At 41.9% G+C, this 19,968-nt stretch carries 16 protein-coding genes; 14 read left to right on the top strand and 2 right to left on the bottom strand.

Annotation, left to right across the window (positions count from 1 at the left end; translation table 11 throughout):
- Positions 1-31 precede the first annotated feature (31 nt).
- On the bottom strand, positions 32-499 hold the full coding sequence (locus KTI78_RS12820; RefSeq protein WP_001247568.1) for an Lrp/AsnC ligand binding domain-containing protein: 468 nt from the start codon (positions 497-499) through the stop codon (positions 32-34).
- Positions 500-635: 136 nt separating this feature from the next.
- Between KTI78_RS12820 and KTI78_RS12815 the strand changes: the two genes are divergently transcribed.
- The 5 genes from KTI78_RS12815 to KTI78_RS12795 all read left to right on the top strand — a co-directional run bounded on the left by KTI78_RS12815 (position 636) and on the right by KTI78_RS12795 (position 6,800).
- Complete coding sequence (locus KTI78_RS12815; RefSeq protein WP_262446307.1) at positions 636-1,901, top strand: D-amino acid dehydrogenase; 1,266 nt, start codon at positions 636-638, stop codon at positions 1,899-1,901.
- Between the two features lie 20 nt (positions 1,902-1,921).
- On the top strand, positions 1,922-3,025 hold the full coding sequence (alr, locus tag KTI78_RS12810) for an alanine racemase (protein WP_262446305.1): 1,104 nt from the start codon (positions 1,922-1,924) through the stop codon (positions 3,023-3,025).
- A 10-nt stretch (positions 3,026-3,035) separates the two neighbouring features.
- The gene (locus KTI78_RS12805) at positions 3,036-3,395 is read left to right on the top strand and encodes a RidA family protein (protein WP_016142534.1); all 360 of its coding nucleotides are present in this window, start codon (positions 3,036-3,038) and stop codon (positions 3,393-3,395) included.
- A 161-nt stretch (positions 3,396-3,556) separates the two neighbouring features.
- Complete coding sequence (locus tag KTI78_RS12800; RefSeq protein ID WP_262446304.1) at positions 3,557-4,996, top strand: amino acid permease; 1,440 nt, start codon at positions 3,557-3,559, stop codon at positions 4,994-4,996.
- Positions 4,997-5,366: 370 nt separating this feature from the next.
- Entirely contained in the window at positions 5,367-6,800 is a 1,434-nt protein-coding gene (locus KTI78_RS12795) for an amino acid permease (RefSeq protein ID WP_262446303.1), read from the top strand.
- A 55-nt stretch (positions 6,801-6,855) separates the two neighbouring features.
- Here KTI78_RS12795 and KTI78_RS12790 read toward each other — a convergent pair whose 3' ends face one another.
- Positions 6,856-7,737 (bottom strand): LysR family transcriptional regulator, encoded by an 882-nt coding sequence (locus KTI78_RS12790; protein ID WP_016142532.1) that lies wholly within the window; start codon positions 7,735-7,737, stop codon positions 6,856-6,858.
- A 166-nt stretch (positions 7,738-7,903) separates the two neighbouring features.
- Between KTI78_RS12790 and KTI78_RS12785 the strand changes: the two genes are divergently transcribed.
- The 9 genes from KTI78_RS12785 to KTI78_RS12745 all read left to right on the top strand — a co-directional run bounded on the left by KTI78_RS12785 (position 7,904) and on the right by KTI78_RS12745 (position 19,720).
- Positions 7,904-9,421, top strand: coding sequence for a CoA-acylating methylmalonate-semialdehyde dehydrogenase (locus KTI78_RS12785; RefSeq protein WP_262446302.1), 1,518 nt, complete (start codon positions 7,904-7,906; stop codon positions 9,419-9,421).
- 11 nt (positions 9,422-9,432) lie between these two features.
- Complete coding sequence (gene mmsB, locus KTI78_RS12780; protein WP_262446301.1) at positions 9,433-10,323, top strand: 3-hydroxyisobutyrate dehydrogenase; 891 nt, start codon at positions 9,433-9,435, stop codon at positions 10,321-10,323.
- 77 nt (positions 10,324-10,400) lie between these two features.
- Entirely contained in the window at positions 10,401-12,050 is a 1,650-nt protein-coding gene (locus tag KTI78_RS12775; protein WP_262446300.1) for an AMP-binding protein, read from the top strand.
- An 11-nt stretch (positions 12,051-12,061) separates the two neighbouring features.
- Entirely contained in the window at positions 12,062-13,189 is a 1,128-nt protein-coding gene (locus KTI78_RS12770) for an acyl-CoA dehydrogenase family protein (RefSeq protein WP_262446299.1), read from the top strand.
- Positions 13,190-13,210: 21 nt separating this feature from the next.
- The gene (locus KTI78_RS12765; protein ID WP_016142527.1) at positions 13,211-13,984 is read left to right on the top strand and encodes an enoyl-CoA hydratase; all 774 of its coding nucleotides are present in this window, start codon (positions 13,211-13,213) and stop codon (positions 13,982-13,984) included.
- Positions 13,985-13,996: 12 nt separating this feature from the next.
- A complete protein-coding gene (locus KTI78_RS12760; RefSeq protein WP_262446298.1) occupies positions 13,997-15,022 on the top strand; it encodes an enoyl-CoA hydratase/isomerase family protein in 1,026 nt (341 codons plus the stop codon).
- Positions 15,023-15,143: 121 nt separating this feature from the next.
- The gene (locus KTI78_RS12755) at positions 15,144-16,496 is read left to right on the top strand and encodes an MFS transporter (RefSeq protein ID WP_262446297.1); all 1,353 of its coding nucleotides are present in this window, start codon (positions 15,144-15,146) and stop codon (positions 16,494-16,496) included.
- A gap of 268 nt (positions 16,497-16,764) precedes the next feature.
- The gene (gene abaR, locus KTI78_RS12750; protein ID WP_262446296.1) at positions 16,765-17,481 is read left to right on the top strand and encodes a LuxR family transcriptional regulator AbaR; all 717 of its coding nucleotides are present in this window, start codon (positions 16,765-16,767) and stop codon (positions 17,479-17,481) included.
- Between the two features lie 385 nt (positions 17,482-17,866).
- Positions 17,867-19,720, top strand: coding sequence for an alpha/beta fold hydrolase (locus KTI78_RS12745; protein ID WP_262446295.1), 1,854 nt, complete (start codon positions 17,867-17,869; stop codon positions 19,718-19,720).
- Positions 19,721-19,968: the final 248 nt, after the last annotated feature.

Here is a 19,968-nt window from a genome sequence, read left to right as displayed (position 1 = left end):
CGTGGGTAAAGCGAGTTCAATAATGCTCGCTTTACTTGCTTACATCTAAATACAGAGTTTCTTTCACTTCTTCCATGACGACATAACTGTGTGAAGATGCCGAAGCGGGAAGTTTCTTTAATAGATCTCCCAATAAGCGGCGGTATGCACTCATTTCTTTTAAGCGAGCTTTTACAAGGTAGTCAAATTCGCCTGAAATGAGGTGACATTCGAGCACTTCAGGAATCTCAACTAAGTCTCTGGCTACCTGATCAAATACATCACCAGATTTGGCAGATAACTTAATTTCTAAAAAGACCAGCAGGTTACGGTCTACGTAAGCTGGGTTTAGACGGGCGTAATAACCCATGATAATACCATCGCGTTCAAGGCGTTTTACACGCTCTGAACAGGGGGTGGTAGACAGGTTGACTCTCGATGCCAATTCACTAATCGCAATTCGTCCTTCGCGCTGCAAAATGTCCAGAATCATGCGATCTATACGATCTAAGGGGCGCATAGATATTTCCTCTTTTTTTAAAATTCTCGCGAGAAAAACATAAATTTACCTAGATTATACCCTGAAAAACAGTGAAATAAACTATTGAAGCAGAAATATACTAGTGAAATAAACTGGTGTGCGTGAGGGAATGGAAATGCGCGTAATTGTTTTAGGTAGCGGCGTTATTGGAGTGGCAAGTGCCTATTATCTAGCTCAACAAGGAGCTGAGGTTACTGTTCTCGATCGCCAGTCAGGTCCTGCTGAAGAGACAAGTTTTGGTAACGCAGGGCAAATTTCGCCTGGGTATTCGACCCCTTGGGCAGCACCAGGAATTCCTTTTAAAGCTGTGAAGTGGATGTTCCAACATCATGCACCGCTTGCCATTAATTTAGATGGCAGTATGTGGCAGTTACAGTGGATGGCGCAAATGCTGAAAAACTGTAATCCACAAAGTTATGCTGTGAACAAAGAACGTATGATGCGCGTGGCTGAATATAGCCGTGATTGTTTACGTGAACTCAGAAAAGATACAGGTATTAACTACGAAAACCGTGCTAAAGGCACGTTACAGTTATTCCGCAAAGAAGCACAAATGGAAGCGGTTCAACGCGACATTAGCGTGCTTGAAGAGTGCGGCGTAAGCTACGAATTATTAAATGGCAATGAACTTGGTCGTGTAGAACCAGCGTTGGCAAATGCGCAAGATAAACTCGTTGGTGGTTTACATTTACCAAATGACGAGACAGGTGACTGTTATTTATTTACTAATGCTTTAGCTCAAATTGCCAAAGAGTTGGGTGTTAACTTCCAATTCAACCAAAACGTAGAAAAATTGATTGTTGAAGGCGATCAAATTAAAGGCGTTCAGGTCAATGGTAAGGTCTTAACTGCTGACCGTTATGTTTTAGCGTTTGGTAGCTATTCACGTGATTTCTTGAAACCACTTGATCTACAGTTGCCTGTATATCCTGTGAAAGGTTATTCGTTGACGATTCCAATTGTTGACCCAGCTTTTGCTCCGCAATCTACAGTGCTTGATGAAACCTACAAAATTGCGATTACTCGTTTCGACCAACGTATTCGCGTAGGCGGTATGGCAGAGTTAAGTGGATTCAATTTAGGTCTAAATGAAGACCGCCGTGCAACCTTGCAAATGGTGACTCAGGACTTGTTCCCAGGCGGTGATATGGCACAGGCGTCTTTCTGGACTGGTCTACGTCCAATGACTCCAGACAGTACTCCAATTATTGGTGCGACTCGCTTTAAAAATCTGTTCTTGAATACAGGCCACGGTACTTTAGGCTGGACCATGGCATGTGGTTCAGGAAAATTAATCAGTGACATCGTATTGAATCATAAGACTGAAATCAGTACAGATGGTCTTTCAATTCAGCGTTATTCACAAGCGCATGCTGCATAACGGACGTTAGGAAAGTAATCATGCCTCGTCCTATTACCGCAGTGATCCACCGTCAAGCCTTACAAAATAACTTAGCGGTGGTACGCAAGGCTATGCCAGACAGTAAGGTCTTTGCCGTTGTAAAAGCCAATGCTTACGGACACGGAATTGAACGTGTTTATGAGGCATTTAAAGCAGCAGATGGCTTTGCCTTACTTGATCTTGATGAAGCAAAACGAATTCGTGCTCTAGGTTGGACAGGTCCGATCTTGTTGCTCGAAGGGATTTTCTCTCCTCAAGATCTATTTGATTGTGTGCAATATCAACTCAGTTTCACCATTCATAGTGAAGTGCAAATTGAGTGGGTTGAAAAGCATCCTTATCCTGCTCAATTTGATGTTTGCCTAAAAATGAACAGTGGTATGAACCGTCTCGGTTTTAAACCACAGCACTATGTTCAGGCTTGGGAACGTTTAAACAATTTGGCGAGCGTGTCCAAGATTACCCACATGATGCATTTTTCAGATGCAGATGGCGATCGTTTTGGCCAGAAGGGTATCGATTATCAAATTACTGCATTTGAAGAAATTATTAAAGATTTACCGGGTGAAAGGTCGGTAAGTAATAGTGCGGCAATTCTGCGTTATCAAGATCAGCTCAAATCAGACTATGCACGTAGCGGCATCATGCTTTATGGCAGCTCGCCAGACTACCCAACGCACAATATTGCGGATTGGGGCTTACAACCGACCATGAGCTTACGCAGTGAAATTATTTCTGTTCAACATTTAGAACCGAATGAAAGCGTAGGTTATGGCTCAAACTTTGTCGCAGAGCAGCCCATGAAGATTGGGATTGTGGCTTGCGGCTATGCCGATGGTTATCAGCGTATTTCTCCAACAGGAACACCTGTTTTAGTGGACTCTGTTCGCACTCGCACAATTGGCCGTGTCAGCATGGATATGTTGGCAGTCGATTTAACGGGTATTGAGAGTGCCAACATCGGCAGTGAAGTCGTGCTCTGGGGCCAATCAAGTACAGGCATCGTTTTACCTATTGATGATGTCGCAGTTTCATCCGGTACGGTGGGCTATGAACTGATGTGTGCTGTCACCGCCCGTGTTCAATTTATTAATCAGGTATAAGGAAATCCGAATGTCGAATTCAGATATACAAAAGATCAATACTAACGAAGTCATGAGTGCCGTGACTGTTTTTAACAAAGTGGTTTATCTGTCAGGTCAGGTCCCTAAAAATACCGAGCAAGACGTGGCAGGCCAAACTCGTGAAATTCTTGCAACGATTGATGAACTGTTGGCATTAGCCAATACAGATAAATCTCGCTTGCTCTCTGCACAGCTCTATTTAAAAAATCTTTCTGACTTTTCAACCGTAAATGCAATTTGGGTTGACTGGTTAAAAGGGTGTGTTGCTCCATCACGTGCCACAATTCAGGCCGATTTGGTCAATCCGGAGTGGCTCATTGAAATTGCCGTGACGGCAGCACAAAAGTAATTCGTTTTTACTCCAAAAATGATGATGTATCTAACAGAAGGAAGATAGATACGGTTTAACCAGTCATTTTTGGTGAACAGATTCAGTGACCTATGGCATACGGTTCGATTTTCGCCATAGGTTGCTGATCTTAACAAAGGAATTCAAAAAGGAATTTTAATATGACAACGGCTCGTCATTCAGATACAGAAAATTCTCCTGATCATCTGCAACGAAAACTGTCTAACCGTCATTTACAACTGATTGCTATTGGCGGTGCAATTGGAACCGGCCTATTTATGGGTTCGGGCAAAACTATCTCCCTCGCAGGTCCTTCAATTCTTTTAATTTATATGATTATTGGAGGAATGTTCTTTTTCTTAATGCGTGCAATGGGCGAGTTGCTCCTTGCAAATCTGCATTACAAATCTTTTGTTGATATGGCTCATGACCTGATTGGTCCTTGGGCTGGTTATTATTTGGGCTGGACCTATTGGTTAGGCTGGGTGCTGGTCGGTATTGCGGACCTTTCAGCAGTCATAAACTATTTGAGCTTCTGGTTGCCGGATGGCACGAGTTTTTCACCAATACAGCAGGCCATGATTAGTGCAGGCTGTGTATTGTTTGTGATGGGTCTTAACCTACTGACAGTACGCCTATTTGGTGAAATCGAATTTTGGTTTGCACTCATTAAGATTTTGGCCATTATTGGTCTAATCGGTGTGGGCGGCTATATGATTTTCAGCCATTTTCAAGCTCCACAAGGTGCTGTAGCAAGTTTTAGTAACGTTTGGTCGCATGGCGGTTTATTCCCGAAAGGTACGGAAGGTTTCTTGGCAGGATTCCAGATTGCCGTGTTTGCTTTTGTTGGGGTTGAACTGGTGGGCACAACAGCTGCTGAAACCAAAGATCCCCAAAAGAACTTACCGAAAGCAATTAACGCGATTCCGGTACGTATTATTTTGTTCTATGTGCTAGCACTCTTTATTGTGATGTCAGTAACACCTTGGGACCATATTCGTGCAGACAAAAGTCCGTTTGTTGAGTTGTTCTTAAATGCGGGCATTCCTGTTTCTGCCATTATCATGAACTTGGTGGTGCTATCTTCAGTCATGTCTTCAATGAACAGCGGTGTATTTTCAACCAGTCGTATGCTGTTCGGTTTATCAAAAGATGGTCAGGCACCGGGAGCATTTGGTCGCTTATCAAAACGTGCAGTTCCGTCGAACGGCTTAATCTTCTCATGTATTTTTATTATGGGCGGAGCAGTGCTTCAGTACTTTGTTCCCAACACCATGGAAGCATTTACCTTGGCAAGTTCACTTTGTGTGATTCTATTCATTAGTGTCTGGAGTCTTATCATGGTGTGCTATTTACGCTATCGTAAATTACGTCCTGAATTACATGAAAAATCGACTTTTAAAATGCCGGGCGGCGTTTGGATGAGTTATGTTGTTTTGGCATTTATGCTTTTCACTTTAGTCATCTTAGCGCTAGAGCCAGATACTTTAAAGGCGTTATATGTCAGTCCAGTATGGCTAGTCATTTTAGGTGTTACCTATCATGTGTTGTATAAACCACGGATGAAAAAAATAGGACGTGAACTCGTCAACGATCATTAAGTTTTATTAAAAAGCCAATCCATTATGATTGGCTTTTTTTATTTCTATTAGATTTTTTATCGGAATAATATTGTTTATTTTTGGATCAATAGAGCAATTTGGAGGGTGTTGGAAAAGTACATCTAGCATGATCGCATGCTACACTTCGGCTAATCTGGAAATCCAGATTGGTTAATTAAAATTGCCGTGAAGGCACTACATAAATAATGTGACTTAAAAAAATCAGGACAAACGATTTATCAATTAAGGGAAAAATATACTTGAACATCTTGTCCTGAGGTATAGACTCAGCAACCCACGATATATGGTTCGTTTTTCTCCCTATAGGTTGCTGATTTAAATTAAGCAAAATATAAAAAGGACTTCTAATATGACAATGGTTCATCATTCTGATGAGGCAAGCTCCCCTGATCATTTACAACGGAAATTAAGTAATCGCCACTTACAATTGATTGCAATTGGCGGTGCAATTGGAACGGGCCTATTTATGGGCTCGGGCAAAACCATCTCCCTCGCAGGTCCTTCAATTCTCGTTATTTACATGTTAATTGGCGGGATGTTCTTTTTTCTAATGCGTGCATTAGGTGAATTATTACTTGCTAACTTACATTACAAGTCATTTGTTGATATGGCGTATGACTTGATTGGCCCATGGGCTGGTTATTATATCGGCTGGACCTATTGGTTAGGCTGGGTACTGGTGGGTATTGCGGACCTTTCAGCGGTTATTAACTATTTAAGTTTCTGGCTGCCCGAAGGTGCCAGTTTCTCACCCATGCAACAGGCCATGATTAGTGCAGGCTGTGTACTATTCGTTTTAGGGCTGAACCTGCTTACAGTAAAGCTATTTGGTGAAGTTGAATTCTGGTTTGCACTGATTAAGATTTTGGCGATTATTGGCCTGATCGGCGTAGGTGGCTACATGATTCTCACTCATTTCCAAGCCCCTCATGGTGATGTTGTGAGCATCAGTAATGTATGGTCACATGGCGGTATATTTCCAAAAGGTGTAAGCGGATTTTTGGCAGGTTTCCAGATCGCCGTGTTTGCCTTTATTGGCGTTGAACTGATTGGTACAACAGCGGCTGAAACGAAAGATCCACAAACCAACTTACCGAAAGCAATTAACGCGATTCCACTACGTATTATCCTGTTCTATGTGTTGGCACTTTTTGTCGTAATGTCAGTAACACCTTGGAATCACATCCGTGCAGATAAAAGTCCGTTTGTTGAGTTGTTCTTAAATGCAGGTATTCCGATTTCAGCCATCATCATGAACTTGGTAGTGCTATCTTCAGTCATGTCTTCAATGAATAGCGGCGTGTTTTCAACCAGTCGTATGCTGTTCGGTTTATCAAAAGATGGTCAAGCACCGAGCGCATTGGGACGTTTATCAAAGCGTGCAGTGCCATCGAACGGTTTAATCTTCTCATGTATTTTCATTATGGGCGGAGCAGTACTTCAGTACTTTGTTCCAAACACGATGGAAGCATTTACTCTGGCAAGTTCACTTTGTGTGATTCTATTCATTAGTGTGTGGATTTTAATCATGGCGTGTTATTTACGTTATCGTAAAACTTGTCCTGAACTTCATGCCGCATCAACCTTTAAAATGCCGGGTGGTGTGCTGATGGCTTATGTCGTTATTGCATTCTTCTTGTTTACTTTGGTGATTTTGGCACTCGAGCCAGATACATTAAAAGCTGTATACGTGAGTCCACTATGGTTGGTGGTTTTAAGCGTAACTTATTTTGTGTTCTATAAGCCACGTATAAGAAAATTAGGTCAAGAAACTTTTGATTAATGTTTCATAGTTTCAAAAAAGCCAATCATCAGTGATTGGCTTTTTTATTTAATATTTAATCAACTAACAAATGTTGGTATTTATCGGCTTGTTTGCGTAAATAATCCCAAACTAACTTAATGCGCGGTTCATGTTGTAAATCAACAAAGGTCAGCATCCAGAAAGTATGGGTAAAGCGAACTTGCTGTTCTAATACTTCTTCGAGTTCAGGCTTATCATCTGCCAGAAACTTGGGCAAAATCGCAAGCCCCGCACCAGCGCTCACGGCAATTTGTTGAGCCAAAATACTGCTGCTACGGAAGTTGGCATTCAGTTTTAAAGGTAGCCGTTCTAGACAGTACAGTTCAGGGCTATATACCAGATCATCAATATAATTCACAAAACGATGTTGGGTTAAATCTTCTAAACCACGAATGGGTGGGTTTTGTGCCAGATAGTTTTGGCTGCCATAAATTTTTAAGCAGTAGTCTGATAACCGCGTAATGATATAGGGGCCAGACGTTGGACGATCAATTGACACCACAATGTCTGCTTCACGGTGTGAGAGCTTAATCATTTTCGGCACAGGAATCAGGTCGATGGTGAGCAGTGGATATTGAATAGAGAACTCAGCCAGTAAGCGGGCCAAAAACGCAGTACCAAAACCTTCAGGTGTGCCAATTCGCACACGACCTTGCAAAGGTTGATGTGGTTTTTCAATTTGTAAGAAAGCTTGTTCCATTTGCTCGACTCGAGGAACGAGTGCCATCCCTTCGAGTGTTAGCTCATAACCCGTCGCTTCACGCTTAAACAACGTTGTACCTAAAGCAAGTTCTAGTGCCTGAATCCGTCTAGCAACCGTACTGTGCTCGACACCAATAATCCGTGCAGCATTGGTTAGGGTTTTAGTTCGAGCTAAAACCAGAAAAAAATGTAGATGATCCCAATCCACTTTCATTTTTGTTGTGATCCTTGTGCATATTTGCACAACAATCGTGCATGAATTTCCGTTGGTGGTCAAAGTTTTCTTTGTTAGTCTCAATTGAAACTGGAATAAAGAAAATACGATCAAAAAGTATTTTCTAATAATTGAACACAATAAAAATATGGCCTACGGAGAGGTTATGAACACAATCCAAAAAATCGAATTGGAAACCGCTAAATTACTCATTAACGGAAATTTTATCGAGTCTGAAACACAGGAATGGCAAGACATTATTAACCCTGCAACTCAGGAAGTGATTGGTCGTGTACCATTTGCAACGGTTAAAGAAGTTGATGCTGCTATTCAATCTGCACAAGATGCTTTTGCTTCTTGGCGTCAGACCCCAATTCAGGCACGCATGCGCATCATGCTCAAGCTACAAGACTTGATTCGTGCCAACATGAAAGAAATTGCGCAAGTACTGACTGCTGAACAGGGCAAAACCTTGGCAGATGCTGAGGGTGATATTCAACGTGGTTTAGAAGTCGTTGAACATGCTTGTTCGATCGGCACCTTACAAATGGGAGAATATGTTGAGGGTGTCGCGCGTGGTGTAGACACGTATACCTTGCAGCAACCTTTGGGTGTATGTGCGGGTATTACTCCGTTTAATTTTCCGGCCATGATTCCACTTTGGATGTTCCCAATGGCAATCGTATGCGGCAATACCTTCGTTTTAAAACCATCAGAACAAGATCCGTTATCAACCATGATGCTGGTTGAACTTGCGATTCAAGCAGGTATTCCAGCAGGTGTGCTCAACGTTGTGCACGGCGGTAAAGAAGTGGTTGATCGCTTGTGTACTCATAAAGATATTAAAGCAATTTCATTTGTAGGTTCAACTGCGGTTGGCACACATGTTTATAACCTTGCAGGACAACATGGTAAACGCGTGCAGTCGATGATGGGTGCAAAAAACCATGTTGTGGTCATGCCTGATGCCAATAAAGAACAAACATTAAATGCTTTAGTCGGTGCAGCGTTTGGTGCGGCTGGGCAACGTTGTATGGCATTGTCTGTTGCAGTCATGGTTGGCGACAGCAAACAGTGGATTCAAGAGTTAGTTGAAAAAGCGAAAACCTTAAAAGTAAATGCAGGCTATGAGCCAAATACTGATATTGGGCCAGTGATTTCAAAACGTGCTAAAGCGCGAGTGCTTGACTTGATTAATAGCGGTGTCGAGCAAGGTGCAGAACTGCTGCTCGATGGTCGTGATGTTCAAGTACAAGGCTATGAGTCTGGTAATTTTGTCGGCGCGACGATTTTTAGCGGCGTAAATACCGACATGCGTATTTATAAAGAAGAAATCTTCGGTCCTGTTCTTTCTATTATTTGTGTAGACACACTTGACGAAGCGATTGCTCTTATCAACGCCAATCCATTTGGTAACGGTGTAGGTCTATTTACACAAAGCGGTGCGATTGCACGTACTTTCCAAAACCTGATTGATATTGGTCAAGTCGGTATCAACATTCCAATTCCTGTGCCAGTACCTTTCTTTAGTTTTACCGGTTCAAGAGGCTCTAAACTTGGTGATTTGGGACCATACGGCAAACAAGCTGTGCAGTTCTATACTCAGACCAAAACGATTACCAGTCGCTGGTTTGAAGATAGCCATGAAGTTGGCGGTGTAAATACAACTATTAGTTTACGTTAAGGGGATCACGGATGAATATCGCCTTTATCGGTCTAGGTAATATGGGCGGCAGAATGGCCCAAAACCTACTCAAAGCCGGAATCAAAGTTTATGGTTATGACCTCAGTGAAGTCGCGATTCAGCACTTTGCCGAGGCAGGTGGTGTGGTATGTGACAGCCCGCAGGCAGCAGCAAAACAAGCTGATGTGGTCATTACTATGTTGCCTGCAGCCAAGCATGTTAAAGAAGTTTACTTGGGTGAAAATGGTGTATTGGAAGTGCTAAAAGCAGGTAGCTTATGTATTGATAGCAGTACTATTGACCCGCAGACTATTAAAGACATTGCCGCTGTTGCAGAGAGCAAAAATATTAAAATCTGTGATGCACCAGTTTCAGGTGGAACCATTGGTGCCCAAGCAGGAACTCTAACCTTTATGGTGGGTGCCGATGAGCAAACCTTTAATGAAGTAAAACCTGTGCTTAGTCACATGGGCAAAAATATTGTTCATTGTGGTGATGTCGGTGCAGGTCAAATTGCCAAAATCTGCAATAACCTGATTTTAGGTATTTCAATGGCTGCTGTTGCCGAAGGTATGGCGCTGGGCGTGAAGTTAGGTATCGACCCACAAGCATTGGCTGGCGTCATTAACACCTCAAGCGGTCGTTGCTGGAGCTCTGATGTGTGTAACCCATGGCCGCATATTAATGAAAATGCGCCAGCATCTCGAGGTTATCAAGACGGCTTTGCGACTCAGCTGATGCTGAAAGATTTGGGCCTTGCGGTAGAAGCGGCAGGGCAAGTGAAACAACCTGTGGTGTTGGGCGGTATGGTGCAACAGCTCTATCAGCAAATGTGCATGCGCGGGAATGCCAATCTTGATTTTTCGAGCATTATTCAGCAATACCTGCCACAAGAGGCATAATGACAAAGCCAAAGGATGGCTTTAAACACATTAAACTCTGTCGTGAATAACAAAAAATCCGGACTGAGGGAAAAGATATGATGGATTATCAAAATGCTGCACAGGCTTTCGATTTGGAAAGTACTGCAAAACAGATGTTATCAGGTTCACTTGATGCCTTAAATGCTTGTTATGAATGCTGTGATCGCCATACAGATGGCGACAAAATTGCGCTGTATTGGCAAGGAAAAGACGGCCGAAAAGAGCAGTATACTTTCCGTGAATTAAAGGAATGGTCGAGTCAGTTTGCTAACTTCTTAAAATCACAAGGTGTAAAAGCGGGTGACCGTATTTCAGGGCTATTACCAAGAACACCTGAATTGATCGTGACTATTTTTGCAGCTTGGCGAATTGGTGCAGTTTATCAACCACTCTTTACTGCGTTTGGTCCAAAAGCGATTGAGCACCGGATTCAGCTTGCACAAAGTAAGCTGGTGGTGACCGACATAGGCAACCGTAGCAAGCTTGATGAAATTGAAAATTGCCCTGCAATTGTGACGGTGGCCGATGCACAAGGTACTCCGCTCAAAGCAGGTGATTTTAATTTCTGGAATGAAGTGAAGCAGCAGTCCGATCAATGTGATCTGGTCATGCGTAGCATCCAAGATCCATTTTTACTCATGTTTACGTCTGGTACTACAGGGCCTGCCAAACCATTGGAAGTGCCTTTAAAAGCACTGATTGCCTTTGGTCGATATATGCAAGATGCCATTGGGTTAACCGAAGAAGACTCGTTTTGGAATATTGCCGACCCGGGTTGGGCGTATGGTCTGTACTATGCGATTACTGGGCCGTTATTCTTGGGTCACGCTACCTTGTTCTATGAAGGTGGTTTCAGCACAGATAGTTTATGCCAAATTGTGAAAGATTATAAAATTAACAACTTGGCAGGTGCACCAACGGCTTACCGCATGATGATGGCAGCTGACTCAGCACAAATGGCGCCGTTAAAAGGTCAGTTCCGTGTGGTGAGTAGTGCAGGCGAGCCACTCAACCCAGAAGTAATCCGCTGGTTTAAACAAGTGCTTGATGCTCCGATTTATGACCACTATGGGCAAACTGAAGTCGGCATGGTGGTGTGTAATCATCATGGTTTAAAACATGAAATTCATGCCGGTTCAGCAGGTTTCCCAAGTCCGGGCTACCGTGTTGCGATTGTCAATGAACAAGGTGAAGAACTTCCAGCCGATACACCGGGAATTTTAGCAGTCGATATTAGCCAGTCTCCAATGATGTGGTTTGGCGGCTATAAAGAAAGCCGTAAATCACCTTTCGTTGGTCACTACTATTTAACTGGTGACACTGCCGAGCTTCATGCTGATGGCAGCATGAGCTTTGTTGGTCGTAGTGATGATGTAATCACCACATCGGGTTACCGCATTGGTCCGTTCGATGTAGAGAGTGCTTTACTCGAACATGAAGCGGTGGTTGAAGCAGCAGTGATTGGTGTACCTGACCCAGACCGCACCGAAATCGTTAAGGCATTCGTGATTTTAGCCGCAGATGCGCAACCTTCAGAGGCACTTGCTGAACAACTTAGCCAATTTGTAAAAAAACGACTTTCTGCACATGCTTACCCACGTTTAGTTGAATTTGTGAGTGAATTACCTAAAACTCCGAGTGGCAAAATTCAGCGCTTTTTACTGCGCAATCAAGAAATTGCTAAACAACAAGCTAAAGCAGGGTAAAGGAAATAACAATGCAATTTACCGAAGAACAATTACTCATTCGTGATATGGCGAAAAGTTTCGCTCAAGAACAAATCAAACCCAATGCCAGTGATTGGGACCGAGACGGAACATTCCCGAAAGACACATTGGCTCAAATGGGTCAACTCGGTTTTATGGGAATGCTTGTTTCAGAGCAATGGGGTGGTTCAGATACAGGTAACTTGGCGTATGTACTGGCGCTTGAAGAAGTTGCTGCAGCCGATGGTGCAACCTCGACCATCATGAGTGTACATAACTCGGTTGGTTGTGTGCCTATTTTAAAGTTTGGTACCGATGAGCAAAAAGAGCGTTTTTTAAAACCTTTAGCACAAGGTGAAATGATCGGCGCTTTTGCTTTAACCGAACCGCATACAGGTTCAGATGCAGCGGCCATCAATACCCGTGCGGTGAAAGATGGCGATGATTACATTTTAAATGGTGCCAAGCAGTTTATTACCTCGGGTGATAATGCAGGCGTGATTATTGTGTTTGCAGTAACCGACCCAAGTGCAGGCAAAAAGGGGATTAGTGCATTTTTAGTCCCACGTGAAACACCGGGTTACGAAGTAATTCGTGTTGAAGAAAAACTCGGTCTGCATGCTTCAGATACCTGTCAGATCGCGCTGACCGATGTGCGCATTCATAAAAGCCTCATGCTAGGTAAAGAAGGCGAAGGTCTGAAAATTGCTCTTGCCAATTTAGAGGGCGGACGTATTGGTATTGCTGCACAAGCAGTCGGTTTAGCACGTGCGGCGCTCGAAGAAGCAACCCGTTATGCCAAAGAGCGTATTACTTTTGGAAAACCAATTTTTGAGCATCAAACCATCGCGTTTCGCCTTGCCAGTATGGCAACTGAAATTGAAGCAGCGAGACAACTGGTTCACTACGCTGCGCGTTTAAAAGAAGCAGGACAACCGTGTTTGAATGAAGCTTCAATGGCCAAGCTATTTGCTTCAGAAATGACTGAGCGAGTGTGCTCGAGCGCGCTACAAGTGTTTGGTGGTTATGGCTACCTGAGAGACTTCCCAATTGAGCGTATCTATCGTGATGCCCGTATTTGTCAGATTTACGAAGGCACCAGTGATATTCAACGTTTAGTGATTGCACGTAGTCTGTAAAACTAGAACAAGGAATAAATAATGCAGTGGCAAAGTATTTTATTAGAAAAGCGTAATGGGGTTGGACTGATTACACTAAATCGCCCTCAAGCGCTTAATGCTTTAAACAGTGAATTAATTAGTGAAATTAATCAGGCATTAGATCAGCTCGAAAAAGACCGCGAAATTGGTTGTATGGTATTGGCAGGTTCTGAAAAGGCCTTTGCCGCAGGGGCTGACATTAAAGAAATGGCTGATTTAGCATTCCCTGATATTTATTTTGATGACTTTTTCCATCTTGCAGACCGTATTGCACAGCGCCGTAAACCTTTAATTGCAGCTGTCAGCGGCTATGCGTTAGGTGGCGGCTGTGAATTGGCACTCATGTGTGACTTTATCTATTGTGCTGACAACGCCAAGTTTGGTTTGCCTGAAGTGACTTTAGGCGTAATTCCAGGTATTGGTGGCACACAGCGCTTAACCCATGCAATTGGTAAAGCCAAAGCGATGGAAATGTGTTTTACCGCTCGTCAAATGGGCGCTGTAGAAGCAGAGCAAAGTGGTTTGGTTGCACGTGTGTTTAGCAAAGAAGAATTACTTGAACAAACTTTGCAAGCTGCAGAGAAAATTGCAGCACGATCTTTAACTGCCAACATGATGCTCAAAGAAACGATTAACCGAGCTTTTGAGGTGAATCTCACCGAAGGTCTACGTTTTGAAAGACGTATGTTCCATTCAATTTTTGCAACATCTGACCAAAAAGAAGGAATGCAGGCTTTCGTTGAAAAACGAAAGGCGAATTTTAAAAATCAATAAGAGATCAATAAAATGAATACAGAAAATCACTTAATGATTGAGCAACAAGGTAAGCTTGGCGTAATTACCTTAGACCGTGTGACTCATCTCAATGCATTGTCGCTAGATATGATTGAAGGCATTGGTGCCCAATTGGAACTTTGGCGAAATGATGCTGCTGTTCAGGCTATCTTAATCAAATCGAATAGCCCGAAAGCCTTCTGTGCAGGTGGAGATATTCGCTATCTCTATGACAGTTATAAAAATGGCACGGCCGATTACAAAGGTTACTTTAGTGCCGAATATAAAATGCTCAATACAATGCGTGAATATACAAAGCCAATTATTGTTGTACTTGATGGCTATGTATTAGGTGGCGGTTTTGGTCTGGCACAGGCTTGTCACATTGTTGTGAGCAGCGAAAAATCCAGATTTGCCATGCCTGAAACAGCGATTGGTTTTTTCCCAGACGTGGGCGCAACGCATTTCCTGTCTCGCCTTGATGATATCGGCGTTTATATGGCAATTACGGGAGAGCAGATCAGCAGTAGTGATGCACTCTACCTCGATTTAATTGACTACCATGTACCAAGCGAGCAGTTACAAGCTTTGCAAGATGCTCTCGTTGAAGCGCCAAGTTTAAGCAAAGAGGGAATTGAACACATCATTACCCGATTTATTACTCGCCCCGCTGAAAGTGAGTTAAAACAATTGGCAGAAGGTATTCGTAAACACTTCGGATATCAGCATTTAGATGAAATCGAGCAAAGTCTTGAAAATGAACAAGATGAAAGCTTAAAAACTTGGGCAAGCAAGATGCTCAGCATTTTGCAGCAGCGCTCATTTATTGCCAAACAAACCAGTTTGAAACTGCAACATTTAGGCCGTGGGCTTTCTTTACCGCAGTGTATGCAGCTTGAACGTGATTTACAGGACATCTGGTTTGAGCATGGTGACTTTATTGAAGGTGTTCGTGCACTCATTGTCGATAAAGATAAACAACCACAGTGGCAAGAACGTAATCCGGAGCTAGAGCAAATTTTAGAAAAATTGAGCTAAACCGTATTACAAAAACATAAAAAGCTTAAGGAGATAAAGCGTGACCTGAAAATGCTTATGGTCAGGACTGGTCATAAGCATAAAAAAGACAAAACAAGAAAATCTGAAAAAGGATATTACGATGCAAACAGTACATGGAAACGGTTCAAATACTAAAAAGTCGTCACATCGATTAGCAGGCATCTCTAGCATGGTCGGCACCACCATTGAGTGGTATGACTTTTTTATTTACGGTGCGGCGGCGGCGCTGATTTTTAATAAATTATTTTTCCCAAATCTGGATGCCCTTACGGGTGTGCTTGCTGCATTTGCCACCTATGCCGTTGGGTTTATTGGACGCCCATTAGGAGGCCTGGTCTTTGGTCATTTTGGTGACAAGATTGGCCGTAAATCGATGTTACTGTTGACTCTTATGCTCATGGGAATCCCAACAGTACTGATTGGCTTATTACCAACTTACGAGTCAATTGGTTACTGGGCTGCAATTTGTTTAGTTGTCTTGCGATTTATTCAAGGGATGGCAATGGGCGGTGAATGGGGCGGTGCTGTGCTTATGGCTGTTGAACATGCACCCGAAGGCGGTAAAGGGTTCTGGGGAAGTTTGCCTCAAGCTAGTACCGGCGGCGGTTTAATGCTGGCCTCAATTGCACTAGGATTGGTATCGTTATTACCTGAACAAGCTCTATTTAGTTGGGGGTGGCGTCTACCATTTCTTGCCAGCATTATTTTACTAGCAGTAGGTTGGTACATTCGAGTGAAAGTGCCTGAATCACCAGATTTTGAAAAAATAAAACAGCAGTCCGAAGAAGTTAAAGTTCCTGCTTTACAGGTTTTTAAAAACCATCCGAAGCAACTCATCACCATTATTTTGGCCCGCGCTGCCGAAAACGCATGGTTCTATATTGCCTCAACCTTTACCTTGGCTTATACCACTGCGCAACTTGGCATCGCACGTCAAGACATTTTGTTTGCTACCATTTGCGGTGCAGTAGTCATTCTATTTATGACACCGTTATGTGGACATTTGTCAGATAAAGTTGGCCAACGCAATATGTTTATGTTTGGGCTGTGCATATTGGCACTTTACTGCTATCCATTTTTCACCATGCTCAACACAAAAGACCCTGTGTTAGTCTGGACAGCAATTGTTTTAGCAATTGGCGTGGTCTTTCCCATTATGTACGCACCACAAGCTCAGCTTTTTGCCCGTCAATTTCCTGCGGAAATTCGTTATAGTGGAATTTCAATTTCGGTACAGTTGGCTGGCGTATTAGGTGGCGGTTTAGCACCGATGATTGCGACTAAATTATTGAGTGTTGGGCAAGGCAATCCATACTTAATTATGCTTTATATTGGAAGTATGGCAGTGGTAGCAATTATATCGACCTCATTTATGCCACGCGATTGGAGTTATAAAACGGATGAAGCTTATTATAAAAAATCAAATTTAAATTTGAAAACCAAGATCGATTAATATAAGTTAATATTTTTTAGAATCATTGTTGTTTTTTTAATGAAAATATTGAAACTCATGCCTGTCTTTGGTGTGAGTTTTCTTGTTAATAGGCTTATATTTTTAAATGAGTTATATTATTTAAAATTAAAAATATTCTAGTATAATTATCACGTATAGTATCCCTATAAATTAAAAATTTCCTCAGGTTAAAATACTATTAATAGTATATAAATTTATAATGAAAGACTGTGAAAGATAATTTATGAATGAGGTCTAATGAGGGGAAATGGAAAATTGGCAAGAAGATTTATTATCAGCATCATTGACTGTAAAAAGTGAATATCAGTTATTTGAGATTGTTGAGTCTACAGCTTTAAAGCTTGGATTTGAATATTGTGCTTATGGTATGCAATCACTCTTATCAATTGCCGAACCAAAAACAATTATGTTGAATAATTATCCAGAAGCATGGCAGAAGCGTTATATGGAATGGCAGTATGTGAGGATAGATCCAACCGTACAACATTGTATGATGTCACTCCAACCACTTGTCTGGTCGAGCCAATCTGCGAAGACACAAGCACAAAAAGATTTCTGGGAAGATGCGCGTTCTTATAATTTAAATTTTGGCTGGGCACAATCAAGCCGTGATTTTATCGGTACGCGTGGGATGTTAACGTTAGCAAGATCCGTTGAGGAGTTATCAGAAAAAGAGCAGAAATCTCAATCTATAAATATGTATTGGCTGTCTCAAACAGTGCATTCTAGTATTGCTAAAATTATCAATGACACAGAATTTGCTCGGTTTAATCTTTATTTAACCAATCGTGAAAAAGAAGTACTACGTTGGACAGCTGAAGGTAAAACATCAGGAGAGATTGCTCAGATACTTGGAGTGACTGAAAGAACAGTAAATTTTCATCTCGTAAATTCAATGCAGAAGCTGAATGTGAATAATAAAATTTCAGCTGCTATCCGGGCAGTGATGTTAGGGATTTTATAGAATTATAGAAATAATCAAGAAAAAGGCTATAAAGTAGTTTTTTGATAAATATAAATCAACCTGTAAATATTTACAGGTGTAATAAAAGATATTAGTACATAAAATAAAATTTGAATTTATTTTTATTAAAATAGATAACTGGTACTTTAATTGAAGAATAACCTAATTTGAAGGTTGAGTATGATTAATTAGGGAAATTATGATTTTAATAGGTATAGATAGTAGTATTGCAACTTGGGGTGATCATAAAATCTTTGAATGAAAATAAAACAGCTTCTGAGTATTTAGGACAGAAAACTGATGGAATTCAATCTCTGAAATATATAGATGAATATGCGAATTCAATATCAAGCCCCCCTTGTTATAGTCCCTAATAAGGTGATTTATGGATAATTTAAATAACGCAAAAAAAGATAATTTTTCACGGAAGACCATATTAGTAACAGGTGCAGCGGGTTTTATTGGTAGTAGATTAATCGTTGAGCTTCTGCGTGAAGGTTATCAGGTGATTGCTGCGCTGCGTAATGTCGCAACCAAGAAAGATAAGCTGTTAGGTTTCATTGCAGCAGAAGGGCTGGTCGATCCGTCTATTTCATTTGTCGAATATGATTTAAGCCGCGATTTCAAGCTGGGCTCTTTACTGTTAGATGCTCAGACAAAGATCCATGTGATTTATCATCTGGCTGCATCATTTAATTGGGGCATTAGCAAAGCTGAAGCTGAGCGTACGAATGTTAAGTCAGGGCTTGCTTTGATTGAATGGGCTGCAACATTGACGCAGCTTGAGCGATTTATCTGGATTGGTGGGTATCGTGTGGCTGCTCCGCCGCAAGAATCGACTGATGAGTTGTATTGCAAACATGGTGGCTATGAAGCTTCAAAAATTTTGGGATATCAAACTTTCATTGAGGCCTGTAATCGTTTAAATGTGCCATGGACTGCAATCAATCCAGCGACAGTCATTGATGGTTTTTATAACTATGGCGATATGCAATATATCGGTATTGCTGACATGATTGATAAGCTCTATCAGGGGCGTCTGCTGGCATTGCCAGGTGGTCGTGACACATTCCTGCCACTATGCAATATGCAGTATATCGTGAGCTTTTTGATCCGAACGATGTCTTATCCTGAGACTATTGCTCAGGAGTATATGTTGCTTGATCCTGCGACGCCGAAATTTCATCATCTCGTTCACCTAGCTGCCGAGCATTTGGGAGTCAGCACACCACATTTACAAGTACCCAAAGGTCTATTAGAGAGATTGCCAGAAGTGTTGCTTGGTGGTTCTAAAGAGCAACTCTCATTCATTTCTACCGAGCACTATCATGTCGCTGGGGCAGAGGCGATGGCAACGAAAATGGGCATCGCGGACCTGATCAATGTCACTCCTTATTTTTCTCGCTGGATTGATCGTTTGGTGCTTACACGCTTTGGTCATATGCAAGTACCAACACCTAGTCATTTCAGCTATCAAAACCAATATTGGAAAGAAATCTATACTAAACAAACAGTTGTTTCGGAAAAATCTTCTGCATTATTTTTACATGGGATTCCATTTGATAGTGCATGCTGGTCTCCAATCATAAATAAAATCACATACGAACAGGTCGCTATGATGGACCTGCCGGGACTTGGGCGTTCAGGCAGTTATGAGATGATTGAAGACAACAACCATCAATTTATTGATGCCGCTGCAAAGCTTTTAGCGCCAAATAGTGTTGTTATTGCACACTCGTTAGGATGTCTTTTTGCGTTGAATCTTACAAAGAAATATCCAGATAAAGTTGCACGTCTTATCCTCATATCGCCTTATTTTGTTCAAGCACAGGCCGCTAAAATGTTTCAGATACAAGCCATATCTAATCTGATTTTCTGTTTTGTGCCAAAAGATATGATTGCTAAAGACCTACATCCAGGTGGACAACAAAATCCGTCTGTTGGTTATGCGATGGATTCATTACGTCGAGTGTCGGTAGCCAAGCATATTAGTGAGTATATGTACCGTATTAGTTTGCCGCAGCAGCGAGCAACTCAGACAGCTTTGTTAAACGAACTTAGTTCTAAAGTTGAAATCATTGTGGGAGATAAAGATCCAATTGTTACCACAATAAGCTCAGATATCCCTATACATATTATCGCTGGCGCAGGACATAATCCACACGTTACACATGTAGATGCGGTTTCTGACTATCTCGCACCTGTTCTGATGAAATACAACAGCACTACCGCTTCCTAATGTCTGATCGTGCCCAAGTCTAGATTTATATTTATTTCATTTTAAGGATACTACGAAATTTCATCTGGTCAGGAGCTATTTCCCTACAATGGATCATGTAAATAGATAGAACGTAAAAATTATAAATCAATGAAAAGAAAAAAGCCCCAGTCTTTCGACTAAGGCTTTTTAAATTTGGAGCGGGAAACGAGACTCGAACTCGCGACCCCAACCTTGGCAAGGTTATGCTCTACCAACTGAGCTATTCC

The sequence above is a fragment of the Acinetobacter sp. WU_MDCI_Abxe161 genome, from assembly GCF_025514355.1.
GTDB lineage: Bacteria > Pseudomonadota > Gammaproteobacteria > Pseudomonadales > Moraxellaceae > Acinetobacter > Acinetobacter pittii_E.
Note: the sequence above shows the minus strand (reverse complement) of the source record. Positions and strands in the feature narration are given on the sequence as shown.

Bases quoted from the DNA above. Each gene is read 5' to 3' on its own strand.
- alr (WP_262446305.1), top strand. From the start codon at position 1,922: ATGCCTCGTCCTATTACCGCAGTGATCCACCGTCAAGCCTTACAAAAT.
- mmsB (WP_262446301.1), top strand. From the start codon at position 9,433: ATGAATATCGCCTTTATCGGTCTAGGTAATATGGGCGGCAGAATGGCC.
- KTI78_RS12790 (WP_016142532.1), bottom strand. From the start codon at position 7,737: ATGAAAGTGGATTGGGATCATCTACATTTTTTTCTGGTTTTAGCTCGA.
- abaR (WP_262446296.1), top strand. From the start codon at position 16,765: ATGGAAAATTGGCAAGAAGATTTATTATCAGCATCATTGACTGTAAAA.
- KTI78_RS12815 (WP_262446307.1), top strand. From the start codon at position 636: ATGCGCGTAATTGTTTTAGGTAGCGGCGTTATTGGAGTGGCAAGTGCC.
- KTI78_RS12765 (WP_016142527.1), top strand. From the start codon at position 13,211: ATGCAGTGGCAAAGTATTTTATTAGAAAAGCGTAATGGGGTTGGACTG.
- KTI78_RS12770 (WP_262446299.1), top strand. From the start codon at position 12,062: ATGCAATTTACCGAAGAACAATTACTCATTCGTGATATGGCGAAAAGT.
- KTI78_RS12760 (WP_262446298.1), top strand. From the start codon at position 13,997: ATGAATACAGAAAATCACTTAATGATTGAGCAACAAGGTAAGCTTGGC.
- KTI78_RS12745 (WP_262446295.1), top strand. From the start codon at position 17,867: ATGGATAATTTAAATAACGCAAAAAAAGATAATTTTTCACGGAAGACC.
- KTI78_RS12755 (WP_262446297.1), top strand. From the start codon at position 15,144: ATGCAAACAGTACATGGAAACGGTTCAAATACTAAAAAGTCGTCACAT.
- KTI78_RS12820 (WP_001247568.1), bottom strand. From the start codon at position 499: ATGCGCCCCTTAGATCGTATAGATCGCATGATTCTGGACATTTTGCAG.
- KTI78_RS12775 (WP_262446300.1), top strand. From the start codon at position 10,401: ATGATGGATTATCAAAATGCTGCACAGGCTTTCGATTTGGAAAGTACT.
- KTI78_RS12805 (WP_016142534.1), top strand. From the start codon at position 3,036: ATGTCGAATTCAGATATACAAAAGATCAATACTAACGAAGTCATGAGT.
- KTI78_RS12800 (WP_262446304.1), top strand. From the start codon at position 3,557: ATGACAACGGCTCGTCATTCAGATACAGAAAATTCTCCTGATCATCTG.
- KTI78_RS12795 (WP_262446303.1), top strand. From the start codon at position 5,367: ATGACAATGGTTCATCATTCTGATGAGGCAAGCTCCCCTGATCATTTA.
- KTI78_RS12785 (WP_262446302.1), top strand. From the start codon at position 7,904: ATGAACACAATCCAAAAAATCGAATTGGAAACCGCTAAATTACTCATT.